This is a genomic window from Escherichia sp. WS568, from assembly GCF_046486085.1.
Lineage (GTDB): Bacteria > Pseudomonadota > Gammaproteobacteria > Enterobacterales > Enterobacteriaceae > Escherichia > Escherichia coli.
In genome coordinates, this window is sequence record NZ_JBJQMC010000028.1 from 1 (window position 1) to 26,046 (window position 26,046).

Here is a 26,046-nt window from a genome sequence, read left to right on the forward strand (position 1 = left end):
CACGGCTGGGACGGAAGTCGCTGTCGTTCTCAAAATCGGTGGAGCTGCATGACAAAGTCATCGGGCATTATCTGAACATAAAACACTATCAATAAGTTGGAGTCATTACCGCCTTGACCATCAGATAGTTATTTTGGTGCTAGGGATACTGAGTGTGAACAGTTAGCGCGCGTCCTCGCCAGTTAGCTCGCTACGCTCGGTTACACGACGGCTACGAGTACTAGTGATAATTATTGACTGAGGTATGTGCTCTTCCTGTTTCCTTTTTTGATGTGTTGCTCTCATTTTAAACAACTTTGCGGTTTTTTGACTACTTTGCAATTTTGTTGTTGCTTTGCAATAAAATGCAAGATTAAATGAAAATATGCAAAGCAATGATTAAAGGATGTTCAGAATGAGACTCATGGAAACACTTAACCAGTGCATAAACGCTGGTCATGAAATGACGAAGGCTATCGCCATTGCACAGTTTAATGATGACAGCCCGGAAGCGAGGAAAATCACCCGACGCTGGAGAATAGGTGAAGCAGCGGATTTAGTTGGAGTATCTTCTCAGGCTATCAGGGATGCCGAGAAAGCAGGCCGGCTACCGCACCCGGATATGGAAATACGAGGACGGGTTGAGCAACGTGTTGGTTATACAATTGAACAAATTAATCATATGCGTGACGTGTTTGGTACGAGACTACGACGTGCTGAAGACGTATTTCCGCCGGTGATTGGAGTTGCTGCTCATAAAGGGGGCGTTTACAAAACCTCTGTTTCTGTTCATCTTGCTCAGGATCTGGCTCTGAAGGGATTACGTGTTCTGCTCGTGGAAGGTAACGACCCCCAGGGAACAGCATCGATGTATCACGGCTGGGTGCCAGATCTTCATATTCATGCAGAGGATACTCTCCTTCCCTTCTATCTTGGGGAAAAGGACGATGTCACTTATGCAATAAAGCCTACTTGCTGGCCTGGGCTTGACATTATTCCTTCCTGTTTGGCTCTGCACCGCATTGAAACTGAGCTAATGGGCAAATTTGATGAAGGTAAATTGCCCACCGATCCACACCTGATGCTCCGACTGGCCATTGAAACCGTCGCTCATGACTATGATGTCATTGTCATTGACAGCGCGCCTAACCTAGGTATCGGCACGATTAATGTTGTATGTGCTGCTGATGTGTTGATTGTCCCCACGCCTGCTGAGTTGTTCGACTACACTTCCGCTCTGCAGTTTTTCGATATGCTTCGTGATCTGCTCAAAAACGTAGATCTTAAAGGATTCGAGCCTGATGTACGTATTTTGCTTACCAAATACAGTAATAGTAATGGTTCTCAGTCCCCGTGGATGGAGGAGCAAATTCGGGACGCCTGGGGAAGCATGGTCCTAAAAAATGTTGTGCGTGAAACGGATGAAGTTGGTAAAGGTCAGATCCGGATGAGAACTGTTTTTGAACAGGCTATTGATCAACGCTCTTCAACAGGTGCCTGGAGAAATGCCCTTTCTATTTGGGAACCTGTCTGCAATGAAATTTTCGATCGTTTGATTAAACCACGCTGGGAGATTAGATAATGAAGCGTGCGCCTGTCATTCCAAAACATACGATTAAGACTCAACCGCTTGAAGATACTCCGTCATCGGCACCAGCTGCACCGATGGTGGATTCGTTAATTGCGCGCGTAGGAGCTATGGCTCGTGGCAATGCTATTACTTTGCCTGTATGTGGTAGGGACGTGAAATTTACCCTTGAGGTGCTCCGGGGAGATAGTGTTGAGAAGACCTCTCGGGTATGGTCAGGTAATGAACGTGACCAGGAACTGCTTACCGAAGACGCCCTGGATGATCTTATCCCTTCTTTTCTACTGACAGGTCAGCAGACACCAGCATTCGGTCGAAGAGTGTCTGGGGTCATAGAAATTGCCGATGGGAGCCGCCGTCGTAAAGCTGCTGCACTTACAGAAAGTGATTATCGAGTTCTGGTTGGTGAGCTGGATGATGAGCAGATGGCTGCATTGTCCAGATTGGGTAACGATTATAGGCCAACAAGTGCTTATGAACGTGGTCAGCGTTATGCAAGCCGATTGCAGAATGAATTTGCTGGAAATATTTCTGCGCTGGCTGATGCAGAAAATATTTCACGTAAGATTATTACCCGCTGTATCAACACAGCTAAACTGCCTAAATCAGTTGTTGCTCTTTTTTCTCATCCCGGTGAACTATCTGCCCGGTCAGGTGATGCACTTCAAAGAGCTTTTACAGATAAAGAAGAATTACTTAAGCAGCAGGCATCTAACCTTCACGAGCAGAAAAAAGCAGGAGTGATATTTGAAGCTGAAGAAGTCATCACTCTTTTAACGTCTGTGCTTAAAACGTCATCTGCCTCAAGAACTAGCTTAAGCTCACGACATCAGTTTGCTCCTGGAGCGACAGTGTTGTACAAGGGCGATAAAATGGTGTTAAACCTAGATAGATCTCGTATTCCAACTGAGTGTATAGAGAGAATTGAAGCCATTCTTAAGGAACTTGAAAAAGCGGCACTTTGATGCGGCACGTTTTAGTCTACATTTATCTGTCTTTACTTAATTTCCTTTAGCACAGGCTAGAAAACATAACTAACTGGCCTGAATATTATATCTGGGACCACGGTCCCAGTTGTATTGTCGGTCTGATAATCAGTCTGGGACCACGGTCCCACTCATATTGTCGGTCTGATAATCAGTCTGGGACCACGGTCCCACTCATATTGTCGGTCTGATTATCGGTCTGGGACCACGGGCCCACTCATATTGTTAGTCTGCTAATCAGTCTGGGACCGCGGTCCCACTCGTATTGTTGGTCTGCTAATCAGTCTGGGACCACGGTCCCACTCATATTGTCGGTCTGCTAATCAGTCTGGGACCACGGTCCCACTCATATTGTCGGTCTGCTAATCAGTCTGGGACCACGGTCCCACTCATATTGTTGGTCTGATTATCGGTCTGCGACCACGGTCCCACTCATATTGTTAGTCTGATAATCAGTCTGGGACCGCGGTCCCACTCGTATTGTTGGTCTGCTAATCAGTCTGGGACCACGGTCTCACTTGTATTGTCGATCTGATTATCAGCGTGAGACTACGATTCCATTAATGCCTGCCAGTGAGTGTGTGGAACATATCTTGGCCAGTGGCTTGGTCTGTGATGTGCTGCGTATACCGGGTGAACCGCCCCGCCGCTTGTTTGACCGCTATATTCTGCGGGAGTTTTCTTGGAGGCACGGGATGAAATCCGCAGCATGGCGGATGCCCTGGCAAAAATCCGGAAATGATGACGATGGCGGGGAAAATCCCCGCCTTTTTCCTGCCGGTCCCCGGACAGAGCACAAAGGAAGTCGCCGCCGGCTCCGCTTTACCCGGCCATGCGGAGCATGGCCTTGTGGGGGTTCAGTTATGTGGACGTCGAGTCGTGTGCGGGCTGTGCCGTGCCTCCATCTTAGCCGGGCTGGCGTTGATGCAAGGGGCAACGCCGTTTCGCAAACCGCGCTTCACGTCGTTGCGGCGGGTCCCTGCCCGTTGTTCTGTCCGGTGCCATTCACCTGTTTAAGCCCCTGTCGCCGGGGGCTGATACAGCCACAACCGTCTCCGCCAGTCCAGGGGTGAAATGTACATCCCGCAAAACTTTTTGCCCAGAAGCAGGCAAAAACTTTTGCGGTCTGCCCCCGGACAGTCGTTTCCGGCCGTGGCAGTGATGCCCCTTGCGGCGAAGGTTCTCAAAAAGGTGATGGTGAATACCGGAGGGAACAAAAGGCAGGTCCCCGCAAAACGTCAAAACCGCGGCTCCCGAAACTCAAAAGATGATGGGGGCTGAAAACATCAACAGAAGGAGGCACATCATGGCAGTTCGTGGCATTAACAAGGTCATTCTCGTGGGACGCCTGGGAAAAGATCCGGAAGTCCGTTACATCCCCAACGGGGGCGCAGTGGCAAACCTGCAGGTCGCCACGTCGGAAACCTGGCGTGACAAACAGACAGGGGAGATGCGGGAGCAGACAGAATGGCATCGCGTGGTGCTGTTCGGCAAGCTCGCGGAAGTGGCTGGCGAATATCTGCGCAAGGGCGCGCAGGTCTACATCGAAGGTCAGCTTCGCACCCGTAGCTGGGAGGATAACGGTATCACCCGTTACGTCACCGAAATTCTTGTTAAGACCACGGGCACCATGCAGATGCTGGGACGTGCCGCAGGTGCTCAGACTCAGCCGGAAGAGGGGCAACAGTTCAGCGGTCAGCCTCAGCCGGAACCACAGGCGGAGGCCGGTACGAAAAAAGGTGGCGCAAAAACGAAAGGCCGTGGACGTAAGGCCGCGCAGCCGGAGCCTCAGCCGCAACCGCCGGAGGGTGACGATTACGGGTTTTCAGACGATATCCCGTTCTGATCGGGCTGACTGTGATAACCGCCCCGCCCCGCCCCGTTCTGTGCGGGGCATCACCGGAGAGATGAGGATGAGCGAATATTTCAGAATACTTCAGGGGCTGCCTGACGGTCCTTTTACCCGCAAACATGCCGAAGCTGTTGCCGCACAGTACCGGAACGTCTTTATCGAGGATGACCACGGCGAACAGTTTCGCCTGGTTGTCCGTAATAACGGTGCAATAGTCTGGCGTACCTGGAATTTTGAGGACGGTGCCGGGTACTGGATGAACCATGTCATCAGGGATTTCGGGATTCTTAAGTAAGAGAGGTGCCCGACGCGCGAACGTCCGCCGCAGATTATCGCAGCCCTGAATAAGGCAGGGCTGTCCGGTGCCGCACGGGACGCGGAGAAGATGAAGAAAGGTGATGCGGCTGAACATGCAGAGCACCATATGAAAGACAACCGCTGGGTTCCAGGCTGGATGTGTGCACCACGCCCACAGACGGATGCCACTGAACGCACCGATAACCTGGCTGATGCCGCCTGATGAACAACCACACCGCCCCGCCGGAGACGGGGCGGCAGCAAGGGAGATACCGTGATGAAAACTGAACTGACCCTGAATGTATTACAGACCATGAACACACAGGAATATGAAGATATCCGGGCTGCCGGAAGTGATGAACGCCGTGAGCTGACTCACGCCGTGATGCGGGAGCTGGATGCGCCGGATAACTGGACGATGAACGGCGAGTACGGCAGCGAGTTTGGCGGCTTTTTCCCCGTCCAGGTCCGTTTCACGCCTGCCCACGAACGTTTTCACCTGGCGTTATGTTCACCGGGTGATGTCTCTCAGGTCTGGGTGCTGGTTCTGGTCAATGCCGGTGGTGAGCCGTTTGCGGTGGTTCAGGTACAGCAGCGGTTTGCACCGGAAGCCATCAGCCATTCACTGGCACTGGCAGCGTCACTGGATGAACAGGGATACAGCGTTAATGACATCATCCATATCCTGATGGCAGAAGGAGGTCAGGCATGAGCGTACGTTCACGGGCACTGGTTCCCCTCAGCACAGAGCAACAGGCCGCATGGCGGGCGGTGGCGGAGACGGAAAAACGCCGCCATCAGGGAAACACGCTGGCGGAATATCCGTATGCGGGGGCGTTTTTCCGCTGTCTGAACGGAAGCCGCAGGATTTCGCTGTCTGACCTGCGATTTTTCATGCCGTCCCTGACAGCAGAAGAACTGCACGGCAACCGTCTTCAGTGGCTGTATGCCATCGATGTGCTGATTGAAACACAGGGCGAGGTCTGCCTCCTTCCCCTTCCCGGCGATGCAGCAGAACGCTTGTTCCCGTCGGTGCGGTTTCGTGTCAGGGAGCGCAGTCGCCATAAATCCGCACTGGTCATGCAGAAGTACAGCCGTCAGCAGGCACGGGAGGCAGAGCAGAAAGCCCGTGCGTACCAGGCGCTGGTTGCTCAGGCTGAAATCGAACTGGCATTTCATTCACCGGAAACAGTCGGAAGCTGGCATGCACGCTGGAGTGACCGGGTGGCAGAGCATGACCTGGAAACCCTGTTCTGGCAGTGGGGCGAGCGTTTTCCGTCACTGGCCGGAATGGAACGCTGGCAGTGGCAGGATATGCCATTCTGGCAGGTTATCGCAGAGGCAGGTATGGCAGCCAGAGAGGCCGGTCATGCTGTCCGTGAGATGGAACGGTGGATGGTGCCGAACAAACTCCGGGAGGCAGCGTGATGCGGCAACAATCACACGGATTTCCCGTGAACGGTCTGAATGAGCGGATTATTTTCAGGGAAAGTGAGTGTGGTCAGCGTGCAGGTATATGGGCTATGATGTGCCCGGCGCTTGAGGCTTTCTGCCTCATGACGTGAAGGTGGTTTGTTGCCGTGTTGTGTGGCAGAAAGAAGATAGCCCCGTAGTAAGTTAATTTTCATTAACCACCACGAGGCATCCCTATGTCTAGTCCACATCAGGATAGCCTCTTACCGCGCTTTGCGCAAGGAGAAGAAGGCCATGAAACTACCACGAAGTTCCCTTGTCTGGTGTGTGTTGATCGTGTGTCTCACACTGTTGATATTCACTTATCTGACACGAAAATCGCTGTGCGAGATTCGTTACAGAGACGGACACAGGGAGGTGGCGGCTTTCATGGCTTACGAATCCGGTAAGTAGCAACCTGGAGGCGGGCGCAGGCCCGCCTTTTCAGGACTGATGCTGGTCTGACTACTGAAGCGCCTTTATAAAGGGGCTGCTGGTTCGCCGGTAGCCCCTTTCTCCTTGCTGATGTTGTACGGGCATGAACAACCTGACTTCAGGAAGGTCGTTTCCCTTCAGGAACGGGGATGAACGCGCGCCTGCGGCGCCCGTTCTTTTCCCCCGCCTTCTCTGGTTATGGCCTGTCAGAAATCACATCACCTTCCCTGTGATTATTCTCTTTTTCTTCCTGCTCTGATTCTGACTACTGCAGTGTTGTCCTGTCTGCCGGGCGCACCTTCGGCTCCCGGCTGCCTGGCGGCATCCGGTCGTCAGGCCCGACTCCGACAGGCAGCTGCTGGCGCACCTGCCAGTCTCCGCCGAACCCGCTGGCGCGGTTTCGGGCTGTCGCTACGGTCCGATGCGTGAAAACCCCGGGCTTGCAGCGACCGTTCCGGTCGCGCCGCCTCTGTCGCGCCGTGGCCTGCGCTCCTGGCATCCCGGCAAAAGGCCGCCGGGATGTAAGGCGCAACGCCGTTTCGCAAACCGCGCTTCACGTCGTTGCGGCGGGTCCCTGCCCGTTGTTGTGTCCGGTGCCATTCACCTGTTTAAGCCCCTGTCGCCGGGGGCATAGACAGCCACAACCGTCTCCGCCAGTCCAGGGGTGAAATGCACATCCCGCAAAACTTTTTGCCCAGAAGCAGGCAAAAACTTTTGCGGTCTGCCCCCGGACAGTCGTTTCCGGCCGTGGCAGTGATGCCCCTTGCGGCGAAGGTTCTCAAACAGGTGATGGTGAATACCGGAGGGAACAAAGAGCAGGTCCCCGCAAAACGTCAAAACCGCGGCTCCCGAAACTCAACAGATGATGGGGGCTGAAAACCAGAGAGAGGAGAAAGCAGGATGAGTACCCGAAATATCCACGTTAACACCGCGTCGTACACGCTTCTTGTTGCCGGGAAGAAAAAAAACACCGGGGAAGAGTGGGACGTCCTGGAATTCAGCAGCCTGACTGAGCTGAAAAAATATCGCAAAAGCCACCCGGAAAAGATGGCCTTCAGTTATAGCTACGCGCTCAGTCAGGGTGTGGATAAGCAGTTCCGCCATATCAACATTGCGGAAGCCGATCACTTCAAACAGTTCCTGCGTCAGATTAAGCGTGCCGGCCTCGATATCCGGGCGATCTGCTGACCGGATGTGATGAATATCCCTCCTGATTGTTGTAAACTTGTTAATGAAGACCGGGAGGGATGATATTAAGCGGAAAAATTTTTTATTAAATTTATTCTTTCATAAAGGAGTAGCTGTTATGCGATTAGCTTCCCGTTTTGGTCGGTATAATTCCATCCGCCGTGAACGTCCTTTAACGGATGATGAATTAATGCAGTTCGTGCCTTCGGTATTTTCCGGTGATAAACATGAGTCCCGGAGTGAACGTTATACGTATATTCCAACAATCAATATCATCAATAAGTTACGTGATGAAGGTTTCCAGCCATTCTTTGCCTGTCAGAGTCGGGTTCGTGATTTGGGACGTCGCGAATACAGTAAACATATGTTACGTCTTCGCAGGGAAGGGCATATTAACGGACAGGAAGTTCCTGAAATTATCCTGCTTAATTCACATGATGGTTCATCCAGTTATCAGATGATCCCCGGAATTTTTCGTTTTGTCTGCACAAATGGCCTGGTGTGCGGAAATAATTTTGGCGAAATCCGCGTTCCACATAAAGGTGATATTGTCGGGCAGGTTATCGAGGGAGCGTATGAAGTGCTCGGTGTCTTTGATAAGGTCACTGATAATATGGAGGCGATGAAAGAAATTCATCTTAACAGTGACGAGCAACATTTATTTGGCAGAGCTGCACTGATGGTCAGGTATGAAGATGAAAATAAAACGCCAGTGACACCTGAACAGATAATTACTCCCCGTCGTCGGGAAGACAAACAGAACGATCTCTGGACAACCTGGCAGCGGGTTCAGGAGAATATGATAAAAGGTGGATTATCGGGGCGAAGTGCCTCCGGGAAAAATACCAGGACAAGAGCCATTACAGGTATTGATGGTGATATAAGAATCAACAAGGCGTTATGGGTGATTGCCGAACAGTTCAGAAAGTGGAAGTCATGATAATATAAGCAAAGCCCCGAAAAAATTTTCGGGGCTTTGCTTATATTATCATTTTTCGGCATTGCTGTGTCGTCTGATATACCTCAATTTCATCGACCGGCTTTCCGGTTGTCTGTAAATATTGTGCCCGCGAAAAATGGTCTGGCAGGAGGCTGCGCAGTTACCGGGTATATATAAGATGGGTTCCCGCTTCGCGGGGCTTCGGCCAGTCAGTATTGTCACTCATATGATATTTTTGTGTGTGGCCTTCCATGCCGCTTTTGCGGCATAACCGGTATCTGACAATGTCTGTAAAATTAATTGTTCTGCACGCTGTTAATTTCCGGAAGTGATTTCTTCGTGGCCGGAAGCCGGATACCTTTACTGCTTTTTATCCCGGTATAAATCCGGTAAACCTCTGATGCGTAGGCAAGACGTCTCTGGTTCTGGCGTTCGGATTTCCTGAATCCTGCATTGTATGCACCAACGGCCTCCCAGGTGACGCCCCATTTTTTAAATGCTATTGCCAGATAATAAGCACCGGTATAAATGTTCATGCAGGGATCTGTTGTCAGATGTTCTGGCTTAATTCCGTAGCGGGCCAGTTCGTTAAAATGCTGGGAATCTACCTGCATCAGTCCGCTGCCATATCCCGTTACCGGATTAATACCGATGGCATTAACCCGGTAACGGGATTCTTGCCATGATATTGCTCTCAGTAAATCAGGATCTATTTTGTAATCCCGGCCTGCAAGATCAAAGCAATCAGTGGCCTGGCAGATCTCATTTATAAACATCAGGCAGATGGCTAACATCCATTTTTTCATTTTTCCACCTCTGGTGACTTTATCCGTAAATAATTTAACCCACTCCACAAAAAGGCTCAACAGGTTGGTGGTTCTCACCACCAAAAGCACCACACCCCACGCAAAAACAAGTTTTTGCTGATTTTTCTTTATAAATAGAGAGTTATGAAAAATTAGTTTCTCTTACTCTCTTTATGATATTTAAAAAAGCGGTGTCGGCGCGGCTACAACAACGCGCCGACACCGCTTTGTAGGGGTGGTACTGACTATTTTTATAAAAAACATTATTTTATATTAGGGGTGCTGCTAGCGGCGCGGTGTGTTTTTTTATAGGATACCGCTAGGGGCGCTGCTAGCGGTGCGTCCCTGTTTGCATTATGAATTTTAGTGTTTCGAAATTAACTTTATTTTATGTTCAAAAAAGGTAATCTCTAATGGCTAAGGTGAACCTGTATATCAGCAATGATGCCTATGAAAAAATAAATGCGATTATTGAGAAGCGTCGACAGGAAGGGGCAAGGGAAAAAGATGTCAGTTTTTCAGCAACAGCTTCAATGCTTCTTGAACTGGGGCTTCGTGTACATGAGGCTCAGATGGAGCGTAAAGAGTCTGCATTTAATCAGACTGAGTTTAATAAATTGCTTCTTGAATGCGTTGTAAAAACACAATCATCAGTAGCGAAAATTTTGGGTATTGAGTCTCTCAGTCCTCATGTCTCCGGAAATCCAAAGTTTGAATATGCCAATATGGTTGAAGATATCAGGGAGAAGGTATCATCTGAGATGGAACGATTTTTTCCAAAAAATGATGATGAATAAAAGAAATTTGACTTCGTTCAAATATCAGAGTTTTTATGATTTAAAAAGGTGACAGTACGAAAGATAATTAGTATATTAATTACGTGGTTAATGCCACGTTAAAATTTGAATTTGAAAATCGCCGATGCAGGGAGTTCTCTCCTCCCTGCATCGACTGTCCATAGAATCCTTTGTGAGGAGGTTCCTATGTATCCGATGGATCGTATTCAACAAAAACATGCTCGTCAAATAGATCTGCTGGAAAATCTGACGGCAGTTATTCAGGATTATCCAAATCCAGCCTGTATCAGGGACGAAACTGGAAAATTTATTTTTTGCAATACGCTGTTTCATGAGTCATTTCTTACACAAGATCAAAGTGCTGAAAAATGGCTTCTGTCGCAGAGAGATTTTTGTGAATTGATCTCTGTCACAGAGATGGAAGCATACAGGAATGAGCATACGCATCTTAATCTTGTAGAGGATGTTTTTATTCAGAACAGATTCTGGACAATATCTGTCCAGTCATTTCTTAATGGACACAGAAATATTATTCTGTGGCAATTTTATGATGCTGCTCATGTTCGTCATAAAGACAGTTATAATCAAAAAACGATTGTCAGTGATGATATCAGAAATATAATCAGAAGAATGAGTGATGATTCTTCTGTATCATCATATGTAAATGATGTCTTTTACTTATATAGCACCGGAATCAGTCATAATGCTATAGCAAGAATATTAAATATATCCATCTCCACATCAAAGAAACACGCATCTCTGATATGCGACTACTTCTCTGTTTCTAATAAAGATGAGTTAATTATCTTACTCTACAATAAAAAGTTTATTTATTATTTATACGAGAAGGCTATGTGTATCATAAATACGCGTTAATAAGGTGTTAATAAAATATAGACTTTCCGTCTATTTACCTTTTCTGATTATTCTGTAAACATAAGTGGTAACCAGAAGATAAACAGCGGGAGGTGTTATTGAAAAGATTTGGTACACGTTCTGCAACAGGTAAGATGGTAAAACTAAAATTACCTGTAGATGTGGAAAGTCTATTAATTGAGGCAAGTAACAGAAGCGGAAGAAGTCGATCGTTTGAGGCAGTAATAAGACTTAAAGATCATCTTCACCGCTATCCAAAGTTTAACAGGGCAGGGAATATCTATGGTAAGTCGCTGGTTAAGTATCTGACAATGCGTCTGGATGATGAAACTAACCAGCTACTTATTGCAGCCAAAAATCGTAGTGGATGGTGTAAAACAGATGAGGCTGCAGACAGAGTTATTGATCATTTGATCAAGTTTCCTGATTTTTATAACTCGGAGATATTCAGGGAGGCAGATAAAGAGGAAGATATAACATTTAATACACTCTAGTTTTATTCATTTATCCGAAATTGAGGTAACTTATGAATGCTGTTTTAAGTGTTCAGGGTGCTTCTGCGCCCGTCAAAAAGAAGTCGTTTTTTTCTAAATTCACTCGTCTGAATATGCTTCGCCTGGCTCGCGCAGTGATCCCGGCTGCTGTTCTGATGATGTTCTTCCCGCAGCTGGCGATGGCCGCCGGCAGCAGTGGTCAGGACCTGATGGCAAGCGGTAACACCACGGTTAAGGCGACCTTCGGTAAGGACTCCAGTGTTGTTAAATGGGTTGTTCTGGCTGAAGTTCTGGTCGGTGCTGTCATGTACATGATGACCAAAAACGTCAAGTTCCTGGCCGGTTTTGCCATCATCTCTGTATTTATTGCTGTGGGTATGGCCGTCGTTGGCCTCTGACAGGAAATAAAACGATGTCGGGAGACGAGAATAAACTTAAGAAATATCGTTTCCCGGAAACACTGACCAACCAGAGCCGCTGGTTTGGCCTGCCACTGGATGAACTGATCCCCGCAGCAATCTGTATTGGCTGGGGTATCACAACATCGAAATATCTGTTCGGTATTGGTGCAGCGGTTCTGGTTTATTTCGGGATTAAAAAACTGAAAAAAGGGCGGGGCAGTTCCTGGTTACGTGACCTGATTTACTGGTATATGCCAACAGCCCTGCTGCGCGGTATTTTTCATAATGTTCCCGATTCGTGTTTCCGGCAGTGGATTAAATAGAACTGATACCAGGATTGTTATATGGAACACGGTGCCCGTTTAAGTACCAGTCGTGTAATGGCCATCGCCTTTATATTTATGTCAGTGCTTATTGTTCTCAGCCTCTCTGTTAACGTCATTCAGGGGGTGAATAACTACCGTCTTCAGAATGAGCAACGCACTGCCGTGACGCCAATGGCATTTAATGCCCCCTTTGCCGTGTCACAGAACAGTGCCGACGCCTCTTATTTACAGCAGATGGCGCTGTCATTTATTGCCCTCCGTCTGAATGTTTCATCAGAAACCGTCGATGCCTCACATCAGGCGCTTCTGCAATATATCCGCCCGGGCGCACAGAACCAGATGAAAGTTATTCTGGCTGAAGAAGCGAAGCGTATTAAAAACGATAACGTGAACTCAGCCTTTTTCCAGACCAGTGTTCGTGTCTGGCCTCAGTATGGCCGTGTGGAAATTCGAGGTGTGCTTAAAACCTGGATTGGTGATTCAAAACCTTTCACTGATATCAAACATTACATCCTTATTCTGAAGCGGGAAAACGGGGTGACCTGGCTGGATAATTTCGGGGAAACAGACGATGAGAAAAAATAATACGGCAATAATATTCGGCAGCCTGTTTTTTTCCTGCAGCGTGATGGCCGCAAACGGTACGCTGGCCCCCACCGTGGTGCCAATGGTGAACGGTGGTCAGGCCAGTATTGCCATCAGCAATACCAGCCCGAATCTGTTTACCGTTCCCGGTGACCGGATTATCGCCGTGAACAGTCTGGATGGTGCCCTGACCAATAATGAGCAGACCGCCTCCGGCGGTGTGGTGGTTGCCACCGTCAACAAAAAGCCCTTTACGTTCATTCTGGAAACAGAACGTGGTCTGAATCTTTCCATTCAGGCCGTTCCCCGTGAAGGCGCGGGGCGTACCATTCAGCTGGTCAGTGACCTGCGCGGAACCGGAGAAGAAGCCGGTGCGTGGGAAACGTCCACGCCTTACGAATCCCTGCTTGTGACCATCAGCCAGGCCGTCCGTGGCGGAAAATTACCCGCAGGCTGGTATCAGGTCCCAGTGACAAAGGAAACCCTGCAGGCCCCGGCGGGGCTGTCTTCAGTGGCAGATGCCGTATGGACGGGGAATCACCTGAAGATGGTCCGCTTTGCCGTGGAAAATAAAACGCTGTCTGCCCTGAATATCCGGGAAAGTGACTTCTGGCAGCCGGGAACCCGTGCCGTGATGTTCAGCCAGCCTGCCAGCCAGTTACTGGCAGGTGCGCGCATGGATGTGTATGTCATCCGTGACGGGGAGGGCAACTGATGGCCAGTATCAATACCATTGTGAAACGCAAGCAGTACCTGTGGCTGGGGATTGTGGTTGTCGGTACAGCCTCCGCGATTGGTGGGGCACTGTATCTGTCTGATGTGGACATGTCCGGTAACGGTGAAACCGTGGCTGAACAGGAGCCTGTGCCGGATATGACCGGTGTGGTGGATACGACCTTTGATGACAAGGTGCGTCAGCATGCCACCACCGAGATGCAGGTGACGGCAGCGCAGATGCAGAAGCAGTATGAGGAAATCCGTCGTGAGCTGGATGTTCTGAACAAACAGCGCGGTGATGACCAGCGTCGTATTGAAAAGTTGGGACAGGACAATGCCGCCCTGGCAGAGCAGGTAAAAGCCCTGGGTGCTAATCCCGTCACGGCGACCGGTGAGCCTGTACCGCAGATGCCTGCCTCACCGCCCGGCCCGGAAGGCGAACCACAGCCAGGAAACACCCCCGTATCCTTCCCGCCGCAGGGCAGCGTTGCTGTTCCACCGCCGACGGCGTTTTATCCCGGGAATGGTGTCACGCCACCACCACAGGTGACGTACCAGTCTGTGCCGGTGCCTAACCGGATACAGCGTAAGGTGTTTACCCGTAATGAGGGAAAACAGGGACCATCACTGCCGTACATTCCGTCAGGAAGTTTTGCGAAAGCCATGCTGATTGAAGGGGCGGATGCCAATGCCTCTGTCACCGGTAATGAATCCACGGTGCCGATGCAGCTGCGTATCACCGGCCTGGTGGAAATGCCGAACAGCAAGACGTATGACGCAACGGGATGTTTTGTTGGTCTGGAAGCCTGGGGGGATGTGTCCAGTGAGCGTGCCATTGTACGTACCCGCAATATCAGCTGCCTGAAGGACGGCAAAACTATTGATATGCCGATTAAGGGGCATGTCAGCTTCCGGGGTAAAAACGGTATCAAGGGCGAAGTGGTGATGCGTAACGGCAAAATCCTCGGCTGGGCATGGGGCGCGGGATTTGTTGACGGTATCGGTCAGGGAATGGAGCGCGCCTCCCAGCCGGCTGTCGGGCTGGGTGCCACTGCTGCTTACGGGGCCGGCGATGTCCTTAAAATGGGTATCGGTGGCGGCGCATCGAAAGCCGCACAGACGCTCAGTGACTACTACATCAAACGTGCCGAACAGTATCACCCGGTGATACCGATTGGTGCGGGCAACGAAGTGACCGTGGTGTTCCAGGACGGCTTCCAGCTGAAAACCGTGGAAGAGATGGCGCTGGAACGCACGCAGAGCAGAGCGGAAGAAGACAATCCGGAAAGTCCGGTTCCTGTTCCGCCATCAGCTGAAAGTCATCTTAACGGCTTTAATACTGACCAGATGCTGAAGCAGCTGGGCAACCTGAATCCGCAGCAGTTTATGTCCGGCAGTCAGGGAGGGGGCAATGATGGCAAATAATACGTCGTCCCGTCAGGCGGGCCATGCCGCCCGGTATGTTGTCGCCCGGGTTCTGCGAGGACTGTTCTGGTGTCTGAAGTACACCGTCATTCTGCCACTGGCCACAATGGCCCTGATGGCTCTGTTTGTTTTATGGAAGGACAACACCACGCCGGGGAAATTACTGGTTAAGGAGATTAACTTCGTAAGACAAACAGCACCTGCCGGACAGTTCCCGGTCAGTGAATGCTGGTTTTCTTCCTCTGATTCTTCAGGCAGATCAGAAATACAGGATATCTGCCATTACCGCGCGGCTGATGCTGCAGATTATGTCAGGGAGACTGACCGGTCACTGATGCAACTGGTCACCGCATTATGGGCAACACTGGCACTGATGTATGTCTCGCTGGCAGCGATCACCGGGAAATATCCGGTGCGACCCGGAAAAATGAAATGTATCCGGGTGGTAACCGCAGATGAACATCTGAAGGAAGTTTATACGGAAGACGCTTCCCTGCCGGGAAAAATCAGGAAATGCCCTGTTTATCTTCCTGATGACAGAACAAACAGAAACAACGGAGATAAAAATGAACATGCGTAATATTAATGTTATTACAGCCCTCTCTGTGCCGGGTAAAACCGTGTCAGATGATTTTATGCATGCTGTTCTCAGTAACTGCGCCACAAGAATCGTACTTCCTGCACCGGAGAAATTCGGTTCTGAGTCATTGCCGGACAATTTTAATATGACTGCTGTCGGTGTGATGAAGAATTCAGAAATATAAGGAACCCTTCGATGAATAAGCTGGTTTCTGATGGCAGCGTCAAAAAAATAAATTATCCGGTGCTGTATGAGTCCGGAATAACACCTCCGTTATGTGAAGTCAGTGCACCAGAACCTGATGCGGGTGGGAAACGCATTGTGGCATATGTTTATAAATCATCACGGAGTACGGTTTTTGAAAATCCTGACATTGTAAAAACCTGTACGGTCAGGGATTTGAAGAAGGATTTTGTGAACTGCGATGAGAAAGGTGAGGGACAATGAAACAGATTTCTTTCTTTATTCCTCTGCTGGGGACCTTATTACTTTCCGGCTGTGCCGGAACCAGTACGGAATTTGAGTGTAACGCCACCACATCCGATACCTGTATGACGATGGAGCAGGCCAATGAGAAGGCCAAAAAACTGGAGCAGTCCTCAGAAGCAAAGCCGGTTGCGGCATCACTGCCGCGCCTGGCTGAAGGGAACTTCCGGACAATGCCGGTGCAGACCGTCACCGCGACCACTCCGTCCGGCAGCAGACCTGCGGTGACAGCACATCCGGAGCAGAAACTGCTGGCACCTCGCCCGCTGTTTACCGCTGCCCGGGAAGTGAAAACGGTTGTTCCGGTCAGTTCAGTTACGCCGGTAACACCTCCTCGTCCGCTAAGAACGGGTGAGCAGACGGCAGCATTATGGATAGCGCCTTATATTGATAACCAGGATGTTTATCATCAGCCATCCAGCGTGTTTTTTGTTATTAAACCGTCTGCGTGGGGAAAACCACGTATTAATTAACTGGCCCTGAAGTTGTATATCAGCCGGCAATGCCGGCGGGCTTTCTGTATTCAAAATCTGCCTGTAAAACGAGTGCCCTGTGCGTGAAAAGGGATGGGCGGTAGCGTGTCAGAACATGTCGGGAGGAATATTCCGTGAGTGATGAAGCCGATGAAGCATATTCAGTGACAGAACAACTGACCATGACAGGAATAAACCGGATACGCCAGAAAATAAATGCTCATGGTATTCCTGTTTATCTCTGTGAAGCATGCGGAAATCCTATTCCGGAAGCCCGGCGGAAAATATTTCCCGGTGTGACGTTGTGCGTTGAATGTCAGGCGTATCAGGAAAGACAGAGAAAACATTATGCATAAGTCAGTCGCAGAACATAGTGATTTAATTCCGGATGAACATGAGTGGATATTCAGAAAACAGAAATCTTTGTATATGCGCCGGGAAATGGCGCGTTAATTACAGGTATTCCCTTCATGGCTACCGCATTTCTCGCTTTATTTTTCAACTAAGGAATTCATGTGAATAACCCACTTGAGGCCGTCACTCAGGCGGTTAACTCCCTCGTCACAGCACTGAAACTGCCTGACGAATCCGCAAAGGCCAATGAAGTTCTGGGCGAAATGAGCTTCCCGCAGTTCAGCCGTCTGCTGCCGTACCGTGATTACAACCAGGAATCCGGTCTGTTCATGAATGACACCACGATGGGCTTTATGCTGGAAGCCATCCCCATCAATGGGGCGAATGAGTCCATTGTGGAGGCCCTCGATCACATGCTGCGCACCAAACTGCCGCGCGGTATTCCGTTGTGTATCCATCTGATGTCCAGTCAGCTGGTTGGTGACAGGATTGAATACGGGCTGCGTGAGTTCTCCTGGTCAGGTGAACAGGCTGAACGGTTTAACGCCATTACCCGGGCCTATTATATGAAAGCGGCAGCGACACAGTTTCCGCTGCCGGAGGGGATGAATCTGCCCCTGACCCTGCGCCATTACCGGGTGTTTATCTCGTACTGTTCTCCTTCGAAGAAAAAAAGCCGGGCCGACATTCTGGAAATGGAAAACCTGGTGAAAATCATCCGGGCGTCGTTACAGGGGGCCAGTATCACCACACAGACGGTGGATGCACAGGCCTTTATCGATATTGTCGGGGAGATGATTAACCATAACCCGGACTCCCTGTACCCGAAAAGACGTCAGCTGGACCCGTATTCTGATCTGAATTATCAGTGTGTGGAGGACAGTTTTGATCTGAAAGTCCGGGCTGATTACCTGACGCTGGGCCTGCGTGAGAACGGCAGGAACAGCACGGCCCGCATCCTGAATTTCCATCTGGCCCGTAACCCGGAAATCGCCTTCCTGTGGAACGTGGCCGACAACTACAGCAACCTGCTGAACCCGGAACTGTCCATCTCCTGTCCGTTCATCCTGACGCTGACTCTGGTGGTGGAAGACCAGGTGAAAACCCACAGCGAAGCCAACCTGAAGTACATGGACCTGGAGAAAAAGTCGAAGACCTCCTATGCCAAATGGTTTCCGTCCGTGGAGAAAGAGGCGAAGGAGTGGGGGGAACTGCGTCAGCGGCTGGGCTCCGGTCAGTCCTCCGTGGTGTCCTACTTCCTCAACATCACAGCATTCTGCAAGGACAATAATGAAACGGCGCTGGAAGTGGAGCAGGACATCCTGAACAGCTTTCGTAAAAACGGTTTTGAGCTGATTTCACCGCGCTTTAACCACATGCGCAATTTCCTGACCTGCCTGCCCTTTATGGCCGGGAAAGGGCTGTTTAAACAGTTGAAAGAGGCCGGAGTGGTTCAGCGCGCAGAGAGCTTTAATGTTGCCAACCTGATGCCGTTAGTGGCGGATAACCCCCTGACACCGGCAGGTCTGCTGGCACCCACCTACCGTAACCAGCTGGCGTTTATCGATATTTTCTTCCGGGGGATGAATAACACCAACTACAACATGGCGGTCTGTGGCACCTCCGGGGCCGGTAAAACCGGGCTGATACAGCCACTTATCCGCAGCGTGCTGGACTCCGGAGGCTTTGCCGTGGTGTTCGACATGGGGGATGGATACAAGTCCCTGTGTGAGAACATGGGCGGGGTGTATCTGGACGGTGAAACCCTGCGTTTTAACCCGTTTGCGAACATCACCGATATTGACCAGTCAGCGGAGCGTGTCCGTGACCAGTTGTCAGTGATGGCCAGCCCCAACGGTAACCTGGATGAAGTGCATGAAGGTCTGCTGTTGCAGGCGGTCAGAGCCTCCTGGCTGGCCAAAGAGAACAGAGCACGTATTGATGACGTGGTGGATTTCCTGAAAAACGCCAGTGACAGCGAGCAGTATGCCGAGTCACCGACTATCCGCAGCCGTCTGGACGAAATGATTGTGCTGCTTGACCAGTACACTGCCAACGGCACTTACGGCCAGTATTTTAACTCTGATGAGCCGTCCCTGCGGGATGACGCAAAAATGGTGGTGCTGGAGCTGGGCGGACTGGAAGACCGTCCGTCACTGCTGGTTGCGGTGATGTTCTCCCTGATTATCTACATCGAGAACAGGATGTACCGCACGCCGCGTAACCTCAAGAAACTGAACGTTATTGATGAAGGCTGGCGTCTGCTGGACTTCAAAAATCACAAGGTCGGTGAATTTATTGAGAAAGGCTACCGTACGGCCCGCCGTCATACCGGTGCCTATATCACCATCACACAGAACATCGTCGACTTTGACTCTGATAAGGCCTCCAGTGCTGCCCGCGCGGCATGGGGTAACTCCTCCTACAAAATTATCCTCAAACAGAGTGCGAAGGAGTTCGCGAAATACAACCAACTGTATCCGGACCAGTTCCTGCCACTGCAGCGCGACATGATTGGTAAGTTTGGTGCGGCCAAAGACCAGTGGTTCAGTTCCTTCCTGCTGCAGGTGGAAAACCATTCCTCCTGGCACCGTCTGTTTGTGGACCCGTTAAGCCGCGCCATGTACAGCTCTGACGGCCCGGATTTTGAGTTTGTGCAGCAGAAGCGTAAAGAGGGGCTGAGTATTCATGAGGCAGTGTGGCAGCTGGCGTGGAAGAAGTCAGGGCCGGAAATGGCTTCGCTGGAAGCCTGGCTGGAAGAACATGAGAAATACAGGAGTGTGGCATGAGTTCAACGCAGAAACCCGCCGACGTCATGGCAGAACGACGCAGCCACTGGTGGTGGACGGTGCCGGGATGCCTGGCAATGGTGTTACTGAACGCAGCCGTCAGTTACGGCATTGTCAGACTGAACGCACCGGTGACTGTCGCCTTCAACATGAAACAGACCGTGGATGCGTTTTTTGACAGAGCCAGTCAGAAACAACTGTCAGAAGCGCAGTCAAAAGCCCTTTCAGCGCGTTTTAACACGGCACTGGAAGCCAGCCTGCAGGCGTGGCAGCAGAAACACCACGCGGTCATTCTGGTGTCGCCTGCTGTGGTACAGGGGGCACCGGATATCACCCGGGAAATCCAGCAGGATATTGCCCGGCGAATGAGGGCGGAACCATGAGATGCCGGGGGCTGATTGCCCTGCTGATATGGGGGCAGAGTGTGGCCGCCGCCGATCTTGGTACCTGGGGCGATCTGTGGCCGGTAAAGGAGCCGGACATGCTGACGGTGATCATGCAGCGCCTGACGGCACTGGAGCAGTCCGGTGAGATGGGCCGGAAAATGGATGCCTTTAAGGAGCGGGTGATCCGCAACAGTCTGCGGCCCCCTGCCGTGCCCGGTATCGGACGCACGGAGAAATACGGCAGCCGGTTGTTTGACCCGTCCGTCAGACTGGCTGCGGATATCCGGGATAACGAAGGGCGGGTGTTTGCCCGTCAGGGTGAAGTGATGAATCCGCTGCAGTATGTTCCTTTTAACCAGACGCTGTATTTCATCAATGGCGATGATCCGGCGCAGGTGGCCTGGATGAAACGCCAGACGCCGCCCACACTGGAGAGCAAAATTATCCTCGTGCAGGGCAGTATCCCGGAGATGCAGAAGTCTCTGGACAGCCGTGTTTACTTTGACCAGAACGGTGTGCTCTGCCAGCGCCTCGGCATTGATCAGGTCCCGGCACGGGTGAGCGCCGTTCCCGGCGATCGCTTCCTGAAGGTGGAATTTATTCCGGCAGAGGAGGGCAGAAAATGAAGCGAAGGCTGTGGCTGCTGATGTTATTCCTTTTCGCCGGTCATGTCCCTGCGGCGTCTGCGGATTCTGCCTGTGAGGGGCGTTTTGTAAACCCGATCACAGATATCTGCTGGAGCTGTATTTTCCCGCTCTCGCTGGGCAGTATCAAAGTCAGTCAGGGTAAGGTCCCCGACACGGCGAACCCGTCGATGCCCATTCAGATTTGTCCGGCACCGCCGCCGCTGTTCAGGCGTATCGGGCTGGCCATTGGTTACTGGGAGCCGATGGCGTTGACGGACGTCACCCGGTCACCGGGATGCATGGTGAACCTGGGCTTCAGCCTGCCGGCTTTTGGTAAAACGGCACAGGGAACGGCGAAAAAGGATGAGAAGCAGGTAAATGGGGCGTTCTATCACGTTCACTGGTACAAATACCCGCTGACGTACTGGCTGAACATCATCACATCGCTGGGCTGTCTGGAAGGTGGTGACCTGGATATCGCTTATCTTTCTGAAATCGACCCCACCTGGACGGACAGCAGCCTGACCACCATTCTCAATCCGGAAGCTGTCATCTTTGCCAATCCGATAGCACAGGGAGCCTGCGCAGCAGATGCGATTGCCAGCGCCTTTAATATGCCTCTCGATGTTCTGTTCTGGTGTGCCGGTTCGCAGGGAAGTATGTACCCGTTCAATGGCTGGGTGAGTAATGAGTCCAGTCCGTTGCAGTCCTCCCTGCTGGTCAGTGAACGCATGGCGTTCAAGCTGCACCGTCAGGGCATGATTATGGAAACCATCGGGAAAAATAACGCCGTCTGTAATGAATATCCGTCCCCAATCCTGCCCAAAGAACGCTGGCGTTACCAGATGGTGAATATGTATCCGGACAGCGGGCAGTGCCACCCGTTCGGGCGCAGCGTGACCCGCTGGGAAACCGGGAAAAATCCGCCCAACACAAAGAAAAACTTCGGCTACCTGATGTGGCGTAAACGTAACTGTGTCTTCCTGTGAGGTGAATGATGAAGCTGAGTATGAAATCTCTGGCAGCACTGCTGATGATGCTGAACGGGGCGGTTATGGCGTCAGAAAACGTGAACACTCCTGAAAACCGCCAGTTCCTGAAGCAGCAGGAAAATTTAAGCAGACAACTGCGTGAAAAACCTGACCATCAGCTGAAAGCCTGGGCGGAGAAACAGGTGCTGGAAACCCCCCTTCAGCGTTCAGATAACCATTTCCTGGATGAGCTGGTTCGTAAACAGCAGGCTTCGCAGGACGGGAAACCCCGGCAGGGTGCTCTGTATTTTGTGTCGTTTTCCATTCCCGAAGAGGGGCTGAAACGAATGCTGGGCGAAACCCGGCACTACGGTATTCCGGCCACACTGCGGGGCATGGTGAACAATGACCTGAAGACCACCGCTGAAGCTGTGTTGTCCCTGGTGAAAGACGGAGCGACTGATGGTGTTCAGATCGACCCGACGCTGTTTTCACAGTACGGCATTCGCACTGTACCGGCACTGGTGGTGTTCTGCAGTCAGGGATACGACATCATCCGGGGAAACCTGCGGGTCGGCCAGGCGCTGGAGAAAGTGGCCGCCACGGGTGACTGCCGGCAGGTGGCTCATGATTTACTGGCAGGGAAAGGAGATTCCGGGAAATGAAACGTATTTTACCTCTGATACTGGCTCTGGTTGCCGGCATGGCACAGGCTGACAGCAACAGTGATTACCGGGCCGGTTCTGATTTTGCTCACCAGATCAAAGGGCAGGGAAGCAGCAGTATTCAGGGCTTTAAGCCACAGGAGAGTATCCCCGGCTATAACGCGAATCCGGACGAGACAAAATATTACGGTGGCGTGACTGCCGGCGGGGATGGCGGCCTGAAAAATGACGGCACCACGGAATGGGCGACCGGTGAAACCGGAAAAACCATTACAGAGTCATTCATGAACAAGCCGAAAGACATTCTTTCACCGGATGCACCGTTTATCCAGACCGGCAGGGATGTGGTGAACCGGGCTGACAGCATTGTGGGAAACACCGGGCAGCAGTGCAGTGCGCAGGAGATTAGCAGGAGTGAATACACGAATTACACCTGTGAGCGGGATTTACAGGTGGAGCAGTACTGCACACGAACTGCCCGTATGGAGCTGCAGGGGAGTACCACATGGGAAACCCGGACGCTGGAGTATGAAATGAGTCAGCTACCTGCACGTGAAGTGAATGGTCAGTATGTTGTCTCCATTACCTCTCCCGTTACCGGTGAAATTGTCGATGCGCATTACAGCTGGAGTCGTACTTACTTGCAGAAGAGTGTACCTATGACAATTACAGTACTGGGAACCCCACTGAGCTGGAATGCCAAATACTCAGCAGATGCCTCATTTACACCAGTACAGAAAACACTGACTGCCGGTGTGGCTTTTACGTCATCTCACCCCGTCCGGGTCGGGAATACAAAATTCAAACGTCATACGGCAATGAAGCTGCGTCTGGTTGTCAGGGTAAAAAAAGCCTCGTACACCCCGTATGTTGTCTGGTCTGAAAGCTGCCCGTTCAGCAAGGAGCAGGGGAAACTGACAAAAACAGAATGTACGGAGGCTGGCGGGAACAGGACGCTGGTGAAAGACGGTCAGTCATACAGCATGTACCAGAGCTGCTGGGCATACCGGGACACGTATGTCACGCAGTCAGCAGACAAGGGAACCTGTCAGACCTACACCGACAATCCTGCCTGTACCCTGGTGTCACACCAGTGTGCCTTTTACTCCGAAGAAGGTGCCTGTCTGCATGAATATGCCACGTACTCCTGTGAGTCAAAAACATCCGGGAAAGTGATGGTCTGTGGGGGAGACGTATTCTGTCTCGATGGCGAATGCGATAAGGCTCAGAGCGGGCAGAGTAATGATTTTGCCGAAGCCGTTTCTCAGCTGGCGGCACTGGCCGCAGCAGGTAAGGATGTTGCGGCGCTGAACGGGGGGGATGTCCGTGCTTTCACCGGTCAGGCGAAATTTTGTAAGAAGGCTGCAGCCGGATACAGCAACTGCTGTAAGGACAGCGGCTGGGGACAGGATATCGGGCTGGCCAAATGCAGCAGTGATGAAAAGGCCCTGGCTAAAGCAAAATCAAACAAACTGACCGTCAGCGTCGGGGAGTTCTGTTCGAAGAAAGTGCTGGGTGTCTGTCTGGAGAAAAAACGCAGCTACTGTCAGTTTGATTCGAAGCTGGCGCAGATAGTCCAGCAGCAGGGGCGCAACGGTCAGTTGCGTATCAGTTTTGGTAGTGCGAAGCATCCTGACTGTCGGGGGATTACGGTTGATGAGCTGCAGAAAATTCAGTTCAACAGACTGGATTTCACTAACTTCTACGAAGACCTGATGAATAACCAGAAAATCCCGGACAGTGGCGTTCTGACGCAGAAAGTGAAAGAGCAGATTGCTGACCAGCTGAAACAGGCAGGACAGTAAGGTATGGGAAATAACCGGGGGAAATGATGAAAGTCATATTCACGTCGAACCGTTTTATTGATTTTCTTATCCGGCTTTTGATTACAGCGATTGTCATTTCTCCGGTAATTATCTGGTCGTGGGATACGGTAAAAGAAACCACGGCAGACGGGATGCTTGCCGCTGCTTTCGTTATCCTTTACTCCGGTGTGCTCCTGTTTATTCTGTATTTTTGTTTTTCTGCCCTGACTGACCTGCAGAAACCTGATGAAAGAAAAAGTGATGAAAGGAATGAAGATGAATAAAGCATTACTGCCACTGTTACTCTGCTGCTTTATTTTTCCGGCGTCAGGAAAAGATGCAGGCTGGCAGTGGTATAACGAGAAAATAAATCCGAAGGAAAAAGAAAATAAACCTGTATCTGCAGCCCCCCGTCAGGAACCGGATATTATGCAGAAACTGGCCGCACTGCAGACGGCAACAAAGCGGGCGCTGTACGAAGCCATTCTGTATCCCGGCGTGGATAATTTTGTGAAATATTTCCGGCTGCAAAATTACTGGACTCAGCAGGCCGGGCTTTTCACCATGAGCGCCAGAAAGGCCATGCTGGCACATCCTGAACTGGACTATAACCTGCAGTACAGCCATTACAACGGCACGGTACGGAACCAGCTGGCAGCAGACCAGGCGCAGCAGCGACAGGCCATTGCGAAACTGGCTGAACACTACGGCATCATGTTTTTTTACCGGGGGCAGGACCCCATCGACGGGCAACTGGCGCAGGTCATTAATGGCTTCCGGGATACGTATGGTCTGAGTGTTATTCCCGTTTCCGTGGATGGCGTGATTAATCCGCTGTTGCCGGATTCCCGGACTGACCAGGGGCAGGTGCAGCGCCTCGGCGTGAAATATTTCCCGGCCATGATGCTGGTTGACCCGAAACAGGGCAGTATTCGCCCGTTATCATACGGCTTTATTTCGCAGGACGACCTGGCAAAACAGTTCCTGAACGTTTCTGAAGATTTTAAACCCAATTTTTAATCGCGGATTTGATTTATGAGTGAAGATTATTTGAAAATGTTTACAGGTGTTGTTCTGTTAATATTTGTCATTATTGCCGGTTATTTCTTTTCTGAGCGTAATGACAGGAAAATGTTTCTCCTGAGCTCACTGGTTTTCCTTGTTATTAATATCGCGTGTTTATATGTGCTTACCGCCAGTCTCTGGTTTCTGTGTGGTGCAATTATGAGTCAGGGCGCAGCACTGGTTGTTTCAATAGTTGCGGCCGCATTACCGGACGTTACGAGCTTCGACAGGTTCAGAAGAATATTTATCTGTATTGTGTTGTCATCGGTATGGTCCGGAGTGATGTGGTTTTTTATAAGGGGGCTTATGACAGGCTAAGTCATATAAAACGGTCATAAAAACCATACAAAATAATGAGGTTGATTACTGAAGACCATATGATAAACCATACCGCAATCCAGTGGCTTCTGAATAGCTCACAAAAATAAATATAGATAATTGAAAATAACCATAATACAACGATGCCTGCTGCGATACTTAATAAACTTATTACAAGATAGTCAGGGAAGGCATTGACCGGTAATGAATGTGATGCTGCATATATCAGCGCAATAATTGCCGCATTTCCCGGTAACGACTCTCTTATTATGTTTCTGATTATTTCCAGTTTTTCTTTAAAAGATCGCTTTTCCATTTGTACCTCTGATTAATATCACACAAACGCGAATATTACAGACATGAATACTCTCATGTAAATAATAA

General features: G+C 50.7%; 37 protein-coding genes and 6 pseudogenes. 38 read left to right on the top strand and 5 right to left on the bottom strand.

All coding sequences use genetic code 11. The features are described 5' to 3' along the window. The 4 genes and pseudogenes from ACJHWR_RS22175 to ACJHWR_RS22190 all read left to right on the top strand — a co-directional run. Positions 1-95 (top strand): IS1 family transposase (locus tag ACJHWR_RS22175; protein WP_000306640.1); only part of this gene is annotated, 95 nt, incomplete at its 5' end. 299 nt (positions 96-394) lie between these two features. Further along, positions 395-1,561, top strand: coding sequence for a plasmid-partitioning protein SopA (sopA, locus tag ACJHWR_RS22180; protein WP_001238646.1), 1,167 nt, complete (start codon positions 395-397; stop codon positions 1,559-1,561). Continuing rightward, the gene (locus tag ACJHWR_RS22185; protein ID WP_000817028.1) at positions 1,561-2,532 is read left to right on the top strand and encodes a ParB/RepB/Spo0J family plasmid partition protein; all 972 of its coding nucleotides are present in this window, start codon (positions 1,561-1,563) and stop codon (positions 2,530-2,532) included. Before sopA ends, ACJHWR_RS22185 begins: the two co-directional genes overlap by 1 nt. A gap of 593 nt (positions 2,533-3,125) precedes the next feature. Beyond that, positions 3,126-3,295, top strand: a pseudogene (locus ACJHWR_RS22190) (hypothetical protein); the annotation flags it as partial. Positions 3,296-3,477: 182 nt separating this feature from the next. Here ACJHWR_RS22190 and ACJHWR_RS22195 read toward each other — a convergent pair. Next, a pseudogene (locus ACJHWR_RS22195) lies at positions 3,478-3,558 on the bottom strand (hypothetical protein); the annotation flags it as partial. Between the two features lie 69 nt (positions 3,559-3,627). Here ACJHWR_RS22195 and ACJHWR_RS22200 point away from each other — a divergent pair. The 6 genes and pseudogenes from ACJHWR_RS22200 to ACJHWR_RS22225 all read left to right on the top strand — a co-directional run bounded on the left by ACJHWR_RS22200 (position 3,628) and on the right by ACJHWR_RS22225 (position 6,173). After that, positions 3,628-3,834, top strand: coding sequence for a hypothetical protein (locus tag ACJHWR_RS22200; RefSeq protein ID WP_000275856.1), 207 nt, complete (start codon positions 3,628-3,630; stop codon positions 3,832-3,834). A gap of 25 nt (positions 3,835-3,859) precedes the next feature. After that, positions 3,860-4,399, top strand: a complete 540-nt coding sequence (locus ACJHWR_RS22205; protein WP_000290840.1) for a single-stranded DNA-binding protein — start codon at positions 3,860-3,862, stop codon at positions 4,397-4,399. Between the two features lie 67 nt (positions 4,400-4,466). Next, the gene (locus ACJHWR_RS22210) at positions 4,467-4,700 is read left to right on the top strand and encodes a DUF905 family protein (protein WP_000005987.1); all 234 of its coding nucleotides are present in this window, start codon (positions 4,467-4,469) and stop codon (positions 4,698-4,700) included. 21 nt (positions 4,701-4,721) lie between these two features. Beyond that, a pseudogene (locus ACJHWR_RS22215) lies at positions 4,722-4,925 on the top strand (hypothetical protein); the annotation flags it as partial. 54 nt (positions 4,926-4,979) lie between these two features. Continuing rightward, positions 4,980-5,414: a conjugation system SOS inhibitor PsiB gene (psiB, locus tag ACJHWR_RS22220; RefSeq protein ID WP_064770609.1), complete on the top strand. Its 435-nt coding sequence runs from the start codon at positions 4,980-4,982 to the stop codon at positions 5,412-5,414. Continuing rightward, positions 5,411-6,173 (top strand): annotated as a pseudogene (locus ACJHWR_RS22225) (plasmid SOS inhibition protein A). The gene psiB and the pseudogene ACJHWR_RS22225 overlap by 4 nt, the downstream one beginning before the upstream one ends. On the opposite strand, the gene ACJHWR_RS22230 reads toward ACJHWR_RS22225, so the two are convergent. Next, a complete protein-coding gene (locus ACJHWR_RS22230) occupies positions 6,142-6,330 on the bottom strand; it encodes a hypothetical protein (RefSeq protein WP_001299721.1) in 189 nt (62 codons plus the stop codon). The pseudogene ACJHWR_RS22225 and the gene ACJHWR_RS22230 overlap by 32 nt on opposite strands. Positions 6,331-6,351: 21 nt before the next feature. On the opposite strand from ACJHWR_RS22230, the pseudogene mok reads away from it, so the two are divergent. The 3 genes and pseudogenes from mok to ACJHWR_RS22245 all read left to right on the top strand — a co-directional run. Next, positions 6,352-6,501, top strand: a pseudogene (gene mok / locus ACJHWR_RS22235) (plasmid maintenance protein Mok); the annotation flags it as partial. After that, on the top strand, positions 6,443-6,568 hold the full coding sequence (locus ACJHWR_RS22240; RefSeq protein WP_001372321.1) for a type I toxin-antitoxin system Hok family toxin: 126 nt from the start codon (positions 6,443-6,445) through the stop codon (positions 6,566-6,568). The pseudogene mok and the gene ACJHWR_RS22240, both read left to right, overlap by 59 nt. A gap of 219 nt (positions 6,569-6,787) precedes the next feature. Then, positions 6,788-7,018 carry a hypothetical protein gene (locus tag ACJHWR_RS22245; RefSeq protein ID WP_001426396.1) on the top strand — a complete coding sequence of 77 codons (231 nt, stop codon included), beginning with the start codon at positions 6,788-6,790 and terminating at the stop codon, positions 7,016-7,018. Here ACJHWR_RS22245 and ACJHWR_RS22250 read toward each other — a convergent pair. Then, a pseudogene (locus ACJHWR_RS22250) lies at positions 7,016-7,189 on the bottom strand (hypothetical protein); the annotation flags it as partial. The gene ACJHWR_RS22245 and the pseudogene ACJHWR_RS22250 overlap by 3 nt on opposite strands. 69 nt (positions 7,190-7,258) lie before the next feature. Here ACJHWR_RS22250 and ACJHWR_RS22255 point away from each other — a divergent pair. From ACJHWR_RS22255 to ACJHWR_RS22265, 3 genes are all read left to right on the top strand, one after another. Further along, positions 7,259-7,465 (top strand): hypothetical protein, encoded by a 207-nt coding sequence (locus ACJHWR_RS22255; RefSeq protein WP_000547971.1) that lies wholly within the window; start codon positions 7,259-7,261, stop codon positions 7,463-7,465. 24 nt (positions 7,466-7,489) lie between these two features. Further along, entirely contained in the window at positions 7,490-7,777 is a 288-nt protein-coding gene (locus tag ACJHWR_RS22260) for a hypothetical protein (protein ID WP_000107535.1), read from the top strand. Between the two features lie 118 nt (positions 7,778-7,895). Next, positions 7,896-8,717 (top strand): DUF932 domain-containing protein, encoded by an 822-nt coding sequence (locus tag ACJHWR_RS22265; protein WP_001234469.1) that lies wholly within the window; start codon positions 7,896-7,898, stop codon positions 8,715-8,717. Between the two features lie 296 nt (positions 8,718-9,013). Here ACJHWR_RS22265 and ACJHWR_RS22270 read toward each other — a convergent pair whose 3' ends face one another. After that, complete coding sequence (locus tag ACJHWR_RS22270; protein WP_186235717.1) at positions 9,014-9,604, bottom strand: transglycosylase SLT domain-containing protein; 591 nt, start codon at positions 9,602-9,604, stop codon at positions 9,014-9,016. A gap of 332 nt (positions 9,605-9,936) precedes the next feature. Between ACJHWR_RS22270 and traM the strand changes: the two genes are divergently transcribed. The 22 genes from traM (at position 9,937) to trbA (ending at position 25,662) form a co-directional block, all read left to right on the top strand. Then, positions 9,937-10,320, top strand: coding sequence for a conjugal transfer relaxosome DNA-binding protein TraM (gene traM / locus ACJHWR_RS22275; protein ID WP_001151524.1), 384 nt, complete (start codon positions 9,937-9,939; stop codon positions 10,318-10,320). A gap of 186 nt (positions 10,321-10,506) precedes the next feature. After that, positions 10,507-11,196, top strand: coding sequence for a conjugal transfer transcriptional regulator TraJ (traJ, locus tag ACJHWR_RS22280; protein WP_000283385.1), 690 nt, complete (start codon positions 10,507-10,509; stop codon positions 11,194-11,196). A 98-nt stretch (positions 11,197-11,294) separates the two neighbouring features. Then, positions 11,295-11,690, top strand: coding sequence for a conjugal transfer relaxosome DNA-bindin protein TraY (gene traY, locus ACJHWR_RS22285; protein ID WP_001309237.1), 396 nt, complete (start codon positions 11,295-11,297; stop codon positions 11,688-11,690). A gap of 32 nt (positions 11,691-11,722) precedes the next feature. Then, entirely contained in the window at positions 11,723-12,088 is a 366-nt protein-coding gene (traA, locus tag ACJHWR_RS22290) for a type IV conjugative transfer system pilin TraA (protein WP_000994779.1), read from the top strand. 14 nt (positions 12,089-12,102) lie between these two features. Next, positions 12,103-12,414 (top strand): type IV conjugative transfer system protein TraL, encoded by a 312-nt coding sequence (gene traL / locus ACJHWR_RS22295; RefSeq protein ID WP_000012106.1) that lies wholly within the window; start codon positions 12,103-12,105, stop codon positions 12,412-12,414. A 21-nt stretch (positions 12,415-12,435) separates the two neighbouring features. Continuing rightward, positions 12,436-13,002, top strand: coding sequence for a type IV conjugative transfer system protein TraE (traE, locus tag ACJHWR_RS22300; protein ID WP_000399792.1), 567 nt, complete (start codon positions 12,436-12,438; stop codon positions 13,000-13,002). After that, positions 12,989-13,717 (top strand): type-F conjugative transfer system secretin TraK, encoded by a 729-nt coding sequence (traK, locus tag ACJHWR_RS22305; protein WP_001230787.1) that lies wholly within the window; start codon positions 12,989-12,991, stop codon positions 13,715-13,717. Before traE ends, traK begins: the two co-directional genes overlap by 14 nt. Beyond that, positions 13,717-15,144, top strand: a complete 1,428-nt coding sequence (traB, locus tag ACJHWR_RS22310) for an F-type conjugal transfer pilus assembly protein TraB (protein WP_000146685.1) — start codon at positions 13,717-13,719, stop codon at positions 15,142-15,144. Before traK ends, traB begins: the two co-directional genes overlap by 1 nt. Continuing rightward, entirely contained in the window at positions 15,134-15,724 is a 591-nt protein-coding gene (gene traP, locus ACJHWR_RS22315; RefSeq protein ID WP_001376242.1) for a conjugal transfer pilus-stabilizing protein TraP, read from the top strand. Before traB ends, traP begins: the two co-directional genes overlap by 11 nt. Further along, positions 15,711-15,908: a conjugal transfer protein TrbD gene (locus tag ACJHWR_RS22320; protein ID WP_001324648.1), complete on the top strand. Its 198-nt coding sequence runs from the start codon at positions 15,711-15,713 to the stop codon at positions 15,906-15,908. The genes traP and ACJHWR_RS22320 overlap by 14 nt, the downstream gene beginning before the upstream one ends. An 11-nt stretch (positions 15,909-15,919) precedes the next feature. Continuing rightward, positions 15,920-16,171 carry a conjugal transfer protein TrbG gene (trbG, locus tag ACJHWR_RS22325; protein ID WP_001038342.1) on the top strand — a complete coding sequence of 84 codons (252 nt, stop codon included), beginning with the start codon at positions 15,920-15,922 and terminating at the stop codon, positions 16,169-16,171. Next, the gene (gene traV / locus ACJHWR_RS22330) at positions 16,168-16,683 is read left to right on the top strand and encodes a type IV conjugative transfer system lipoprotein TraV (RefSeq protein WP_000809838.1); all 516 of its coding nucleotides are present in this window, start codon (positions 16,168-16,170) and stop codon (positions 16,681-16,683) included. The genes trbG and traV overlap by 4 nt, the downstream gene beginning before the upstream one ends. A 134-nt stretch (positions 16,684-16,817) precedes the next feature. Beyond that, positions 16,818-17,039: a conjugal transfer protein TraR gene (traR, locus tag ACJHWR_RS22335; protein WP_001278689.1), complete on the top strand. Its 222-nt coding sequence runs from the start codon at positions 16,818-16,820 to the stop codon at positions 17,037-17,039. A 159-nt stretch (positions 17,040-17,198) separates the two neighbouring features. Next, positions 17,199-19,826, top strand: a complete 2,628-nt coding sequence (gene traC, locus ACJHWR_RS22340; RefSeq protein ID WP_001064245.1) for a type IV secretion system protein TraC — start codon at positions 17,199-17,201, stop codon at positions 19,824-19,826. Next, positions 19,823-20,209: a type-F conjugative transfer system protein TrbI gene (gene trbI, locus ACJHWR_RS22345; RefSeq protein ID WP_000099686.1), complete on the top strand. Its 387-nt coding sequence runs from the start codon at positions 19,823-19,825 to the stop codon at positions 20,207-20,209. Before traC ends, trbI begins: the two co-directional genes overlap by 4 nt. Next, on the top strand, positions 20,206-20,838 hold the full coding sequence (gene traW / locus ACJHWR_RS22350; protein ID WP_001203720.1) for a type-F conjugative transfer system protein TraW: 633 nt from the start codon (positions 20,206-20,208) through the stop codon (positions 20,836-20,838). Before trbI ends, traW begins: the two co-directional genes overlap by 4 nt. Then, positions 20,835-21,827: a conjugal transfer pilus assembly protein TraU gene (gene traU, locus ACJHWR_RS22355; protein ID WP_000830183.1), complete on the top strand. Its 993-nt coding sequence runs from the start codon at positions 20,835-20,837 to the stop codon at positions 21,825-21,827. Before traW ends, traU begins: the two co-directional genes overlap by 4 nt. Before the next feature lie 8 nt (positions 21,828-21,835). After that, entirely contained in the window at positions 21,836-22,474 is a 639-nt protein-coding gene (gene trbC / locus ACJHWR_RS22360; RefSeq protein ID WP_000777700.1) for a type-F conjugative transfer system pilin assembly protein TrbC, read from the top strand. Further along, the gene (traN, locus tag ACJHWR_RS22365; protein ID WP_000821841.1) at positions 22,471-24,279 is read left to right on the top strand and encodes a type-F conjugative transfer system mating-pair stabilization protein TraN; all 1,809 of its coding nucleotides are present in this window, start codon (positions 22,471-22,473) and stop codon (positions 24,277-24,279) included. Before trbC ends, traN begins: the two co-directional genes overlap by 4 nt. Before the next feature lie 26 nt (positions 24,280-24,305). After that, complete coding sequence (locus tag ACJHWR_RS22370; protein ID WP_000864318.1) at positions 24,306-24,563, top strand: conjugal transfer protein TrbE; 258 nt, start codon at positions 24,306-24,308, stop codon at positions 24,561-24,563. Next, positions 24,556-25,299, top strand: coding sequence for a type-F conjugative transfer system pilin assembly protein TraF (gene traF / locus ACJHWR_RS22375; protein WP_410226718.1), 744 nt, complete (start codon positions 24,556-24,558; stop codon positions 25,297-25,299). The genes ACJHWR_RS22370 and traF overlap by 8 nt, the downstream gene beginning before the upstream one ends. 15 nt (positions 25,300-25,314) lie before the next feature. After that, positions 25,315-25,662, top strand: coding sequence for a conjugal transfer protein TrbA (trbA, locus tag ACJHWR_RS22380; protein ID WP_001287910.1), 348 nt, complete (start codon positions 25,315-25,317; stop codon positions 25,660-25,662). Position 25,663: 1 nt separating this feature from the next. Here the strand turns inward: trbA and ACJHWR_RS22385 are convergent, their stop codons facing one another. Then, positions 25,664-25,978 (bottom strand): hypothetical protein, encoded by a 315-nt coding sequence (locus ACJHWR_RS22385; protein ID WP_001324103.1) that lies wholly within the window; start codon positions 25,976-25,978, stop codon positions 25,664-25,666. Positions 25,979-26,046: the final 68 nt, after the last annotated feature.

Bases quoted from the DNA above. Each gene is read 5' to 3' on its own strand.
- sopA (WP_001238646.1), top strand. From the start codon at position 395: ATGAGACTCATGGAAACACTTAACCAGTGCATAAACGCTGGTCATGAA.
- ACJHWR_RS22185 (WP_000817028.1), top strand. From the start codon at position 1,561: ATGAAGCGTGCGCCTGTCATTCCAAAACATACGATTAAGACTCAACCG.
- ACJHWR_RS22200 (WP_000275856.1), top strand. From the start codon at position 3,628: ATGTACATCCCGCAAAACTTTTTGCCCAGAAGCAGGCAAAAACTTTTG.
- ACJHWR_RS22205 (WP_000290840.1), top strand. From the start codon at position 3,860: ATGGCAGTTCGTGGCATTAACAAGGTCATTCTCGTGGGACGCCTGGGA.
- ACJHWR_RS22210 (WP_000005987.1), top strand. From the start codon at position 4,467: ATGAGCGAATATTTCAGAATACTTCAGGGGCTGCCTGACGGTCCTTTT.
- psiB (WP_064770609.1), top strand. From the start codon at position 4,980: ATGAAAACTGAACTGACCCTGAATGTATTACAGACCATGAACACACAG.
- ACJHWR_RS22230 (WP_001299721.1), bottom strand. From the start codon at position 6,330: ATGAAAATTAACTTACTACGGGGCTATCTTCTTTCTGCCACACAACAC.
- ACJHWR_RS22245 (WP_001426396.1), top strand. From the start codon at position 6,788: ATGGCCTGTCAGAAATCACATCACCTTCCCTGTGATTATTCTCTTTTT.
- ACJHWR_RS22255 (WP_000547971.1), top strand. From the start codon at position 7,259: ATGCACATCCCGCAAAACTTTTTGCCCAGAAGCAGGCAAAAACTTTTG.
- ACJHWR_RS22260 (WP_000107535.1), top strand. From the start codon at position 7,490: ATGAGTACCCGAAATATCCACGTTAACACCGCGTCGTACACGCTTCTT.
- ACJHWR_RS22265 (WP_001234469.1), top strand. From the start codon at position 7,896: ATGCGATTAGCTTCCCGTTTTGGTCGGTATAATTCCATCCGCCGTGAA.
- traM (WP_001151524.1), top strand. From the start codon at position 9,937: ATGGCTAAGGTGAACCTGTATATCAGCAATGATGCCTATGAAAAAATA.
- traJ (WP_000283385.1), top strand. From the start codon at position 10,507: ATGTATCCGATGGATCGTATTCAACAAAAACATGCTCGTCAAATAGAT.
- traA (WP_000994779.1), top strand. From the start codon at position 11,723: ATGAATGCTGTTTTAAGTGTTCAGGGTGCTTCTGCGCCCGTCAAAAAG.
- traL (WP_000012106.1), top strand. From the start codon at position 12,103: ATGTCGGGAGACGAGAATAAACTTAAGAAATATCGTTTCCCGGAAACA.
- traE (WP_000399792.1), top strand. From the start codon at position 12,436: ATGGAACACGGTGCCCGTTTAAGTACCAGTCGTGTAATGGCCATCGCC.
- traK (WP_001230787.1), top strand. From the start codon at position 12,989: ATGAGAAAAAATAATACGGCAATAATATTCGGCAGCCTGTTTTTTTCC.
- traB (WP_000146685.1), top strand. From the start codon at position 13,717: ATGGCCAGTATCAATACCATTGTGAAACGCAAGCAGTACCTGTGGCTG.
- traP (WP_001376242.1), top strand. From the start codon at position 15,134: ATGGCAAATAATACGTCGTCCCGTCAGGCGGGCCATGCCGCCCGGTAT.
- ACJHWR_RS22320 (WP_001324648.1), top strand. From the start codon at position 15,711: ATGAACATGCGTAATATTAATGTTATTACAGCCCTCTCTGTGCCGGGT.
- trbG (WP_001038342.1), top strand. From the start codon at position 15,920: ATGAATAAGCTGGTTTCTGATGGCAGCGTCAAAAAAATAAATTATCCG.
- traV (WP_000809838.1), top strand. From the start codon at position 16,168: ATGAAACAGATTTCTTTCTTTATTCCTCTGCTGGGGACCTTATTACTT.
- trbI (WP_000099686.1), top strand. From the start codon at position 19,823: ATGAGTTCAACGCAGAAACCCGCCGACGTCATGGCAGAACGACGCAGC.
- traW (WP_001203720.1), top strand. From the start codon at position 20,206: ATGAGATGCCGGGGGCTGATTGCCCTGCTGATATGGGGGCAGAGTGTG.
- traU (WP_000830183.1), top strand. From the start codon at position 20,835: ATGAAGCGAAGGCTGTGGCTGCTGATGTTATTCCTTTTCGCCGGTCAT.
- trbC (WP_000777700.1), top strand. From the start codon at position 21,836: ATGAAGCTGAGTATGAAATCTCTGGCAGCACTGCTGATGATGCTGAAC.
- traN (WP_000821841.1), top strand. From the start codon at position 22,471: ATGAAACGTATTTTACCTCTGATACTGGCTCTGGTTGCCGGCATGGCA.
- ACJHWR_RS22370 (WP_000864318.1), top strand. From the start codon at position 24,306: ATGAAAGTCATATTCACGTCGAACCGTTTTATTGATTTTCTTATCCGG.
- traF (WP_410226718.1), top strand. From the start codon at position 24,556: ATGAATAAAGCATTACTGCCACTGTTACTCTGCTGCTTTATTTTTCCG.
- trbA (WP_001287910.1), top strand. From the start codon at position 25,315: ATGAGTGAAGATTATTTGAAAATGTTTACAGGTGTTGTTCTGTTAATA.
- ACJHWR_RS22385 (WP_001324103.1), bottom strand. From the start codon at position 25,978: ATGGAAAAGCGATCTTTTAAAGAAAAACTGGAAATAATCAGAAACATA.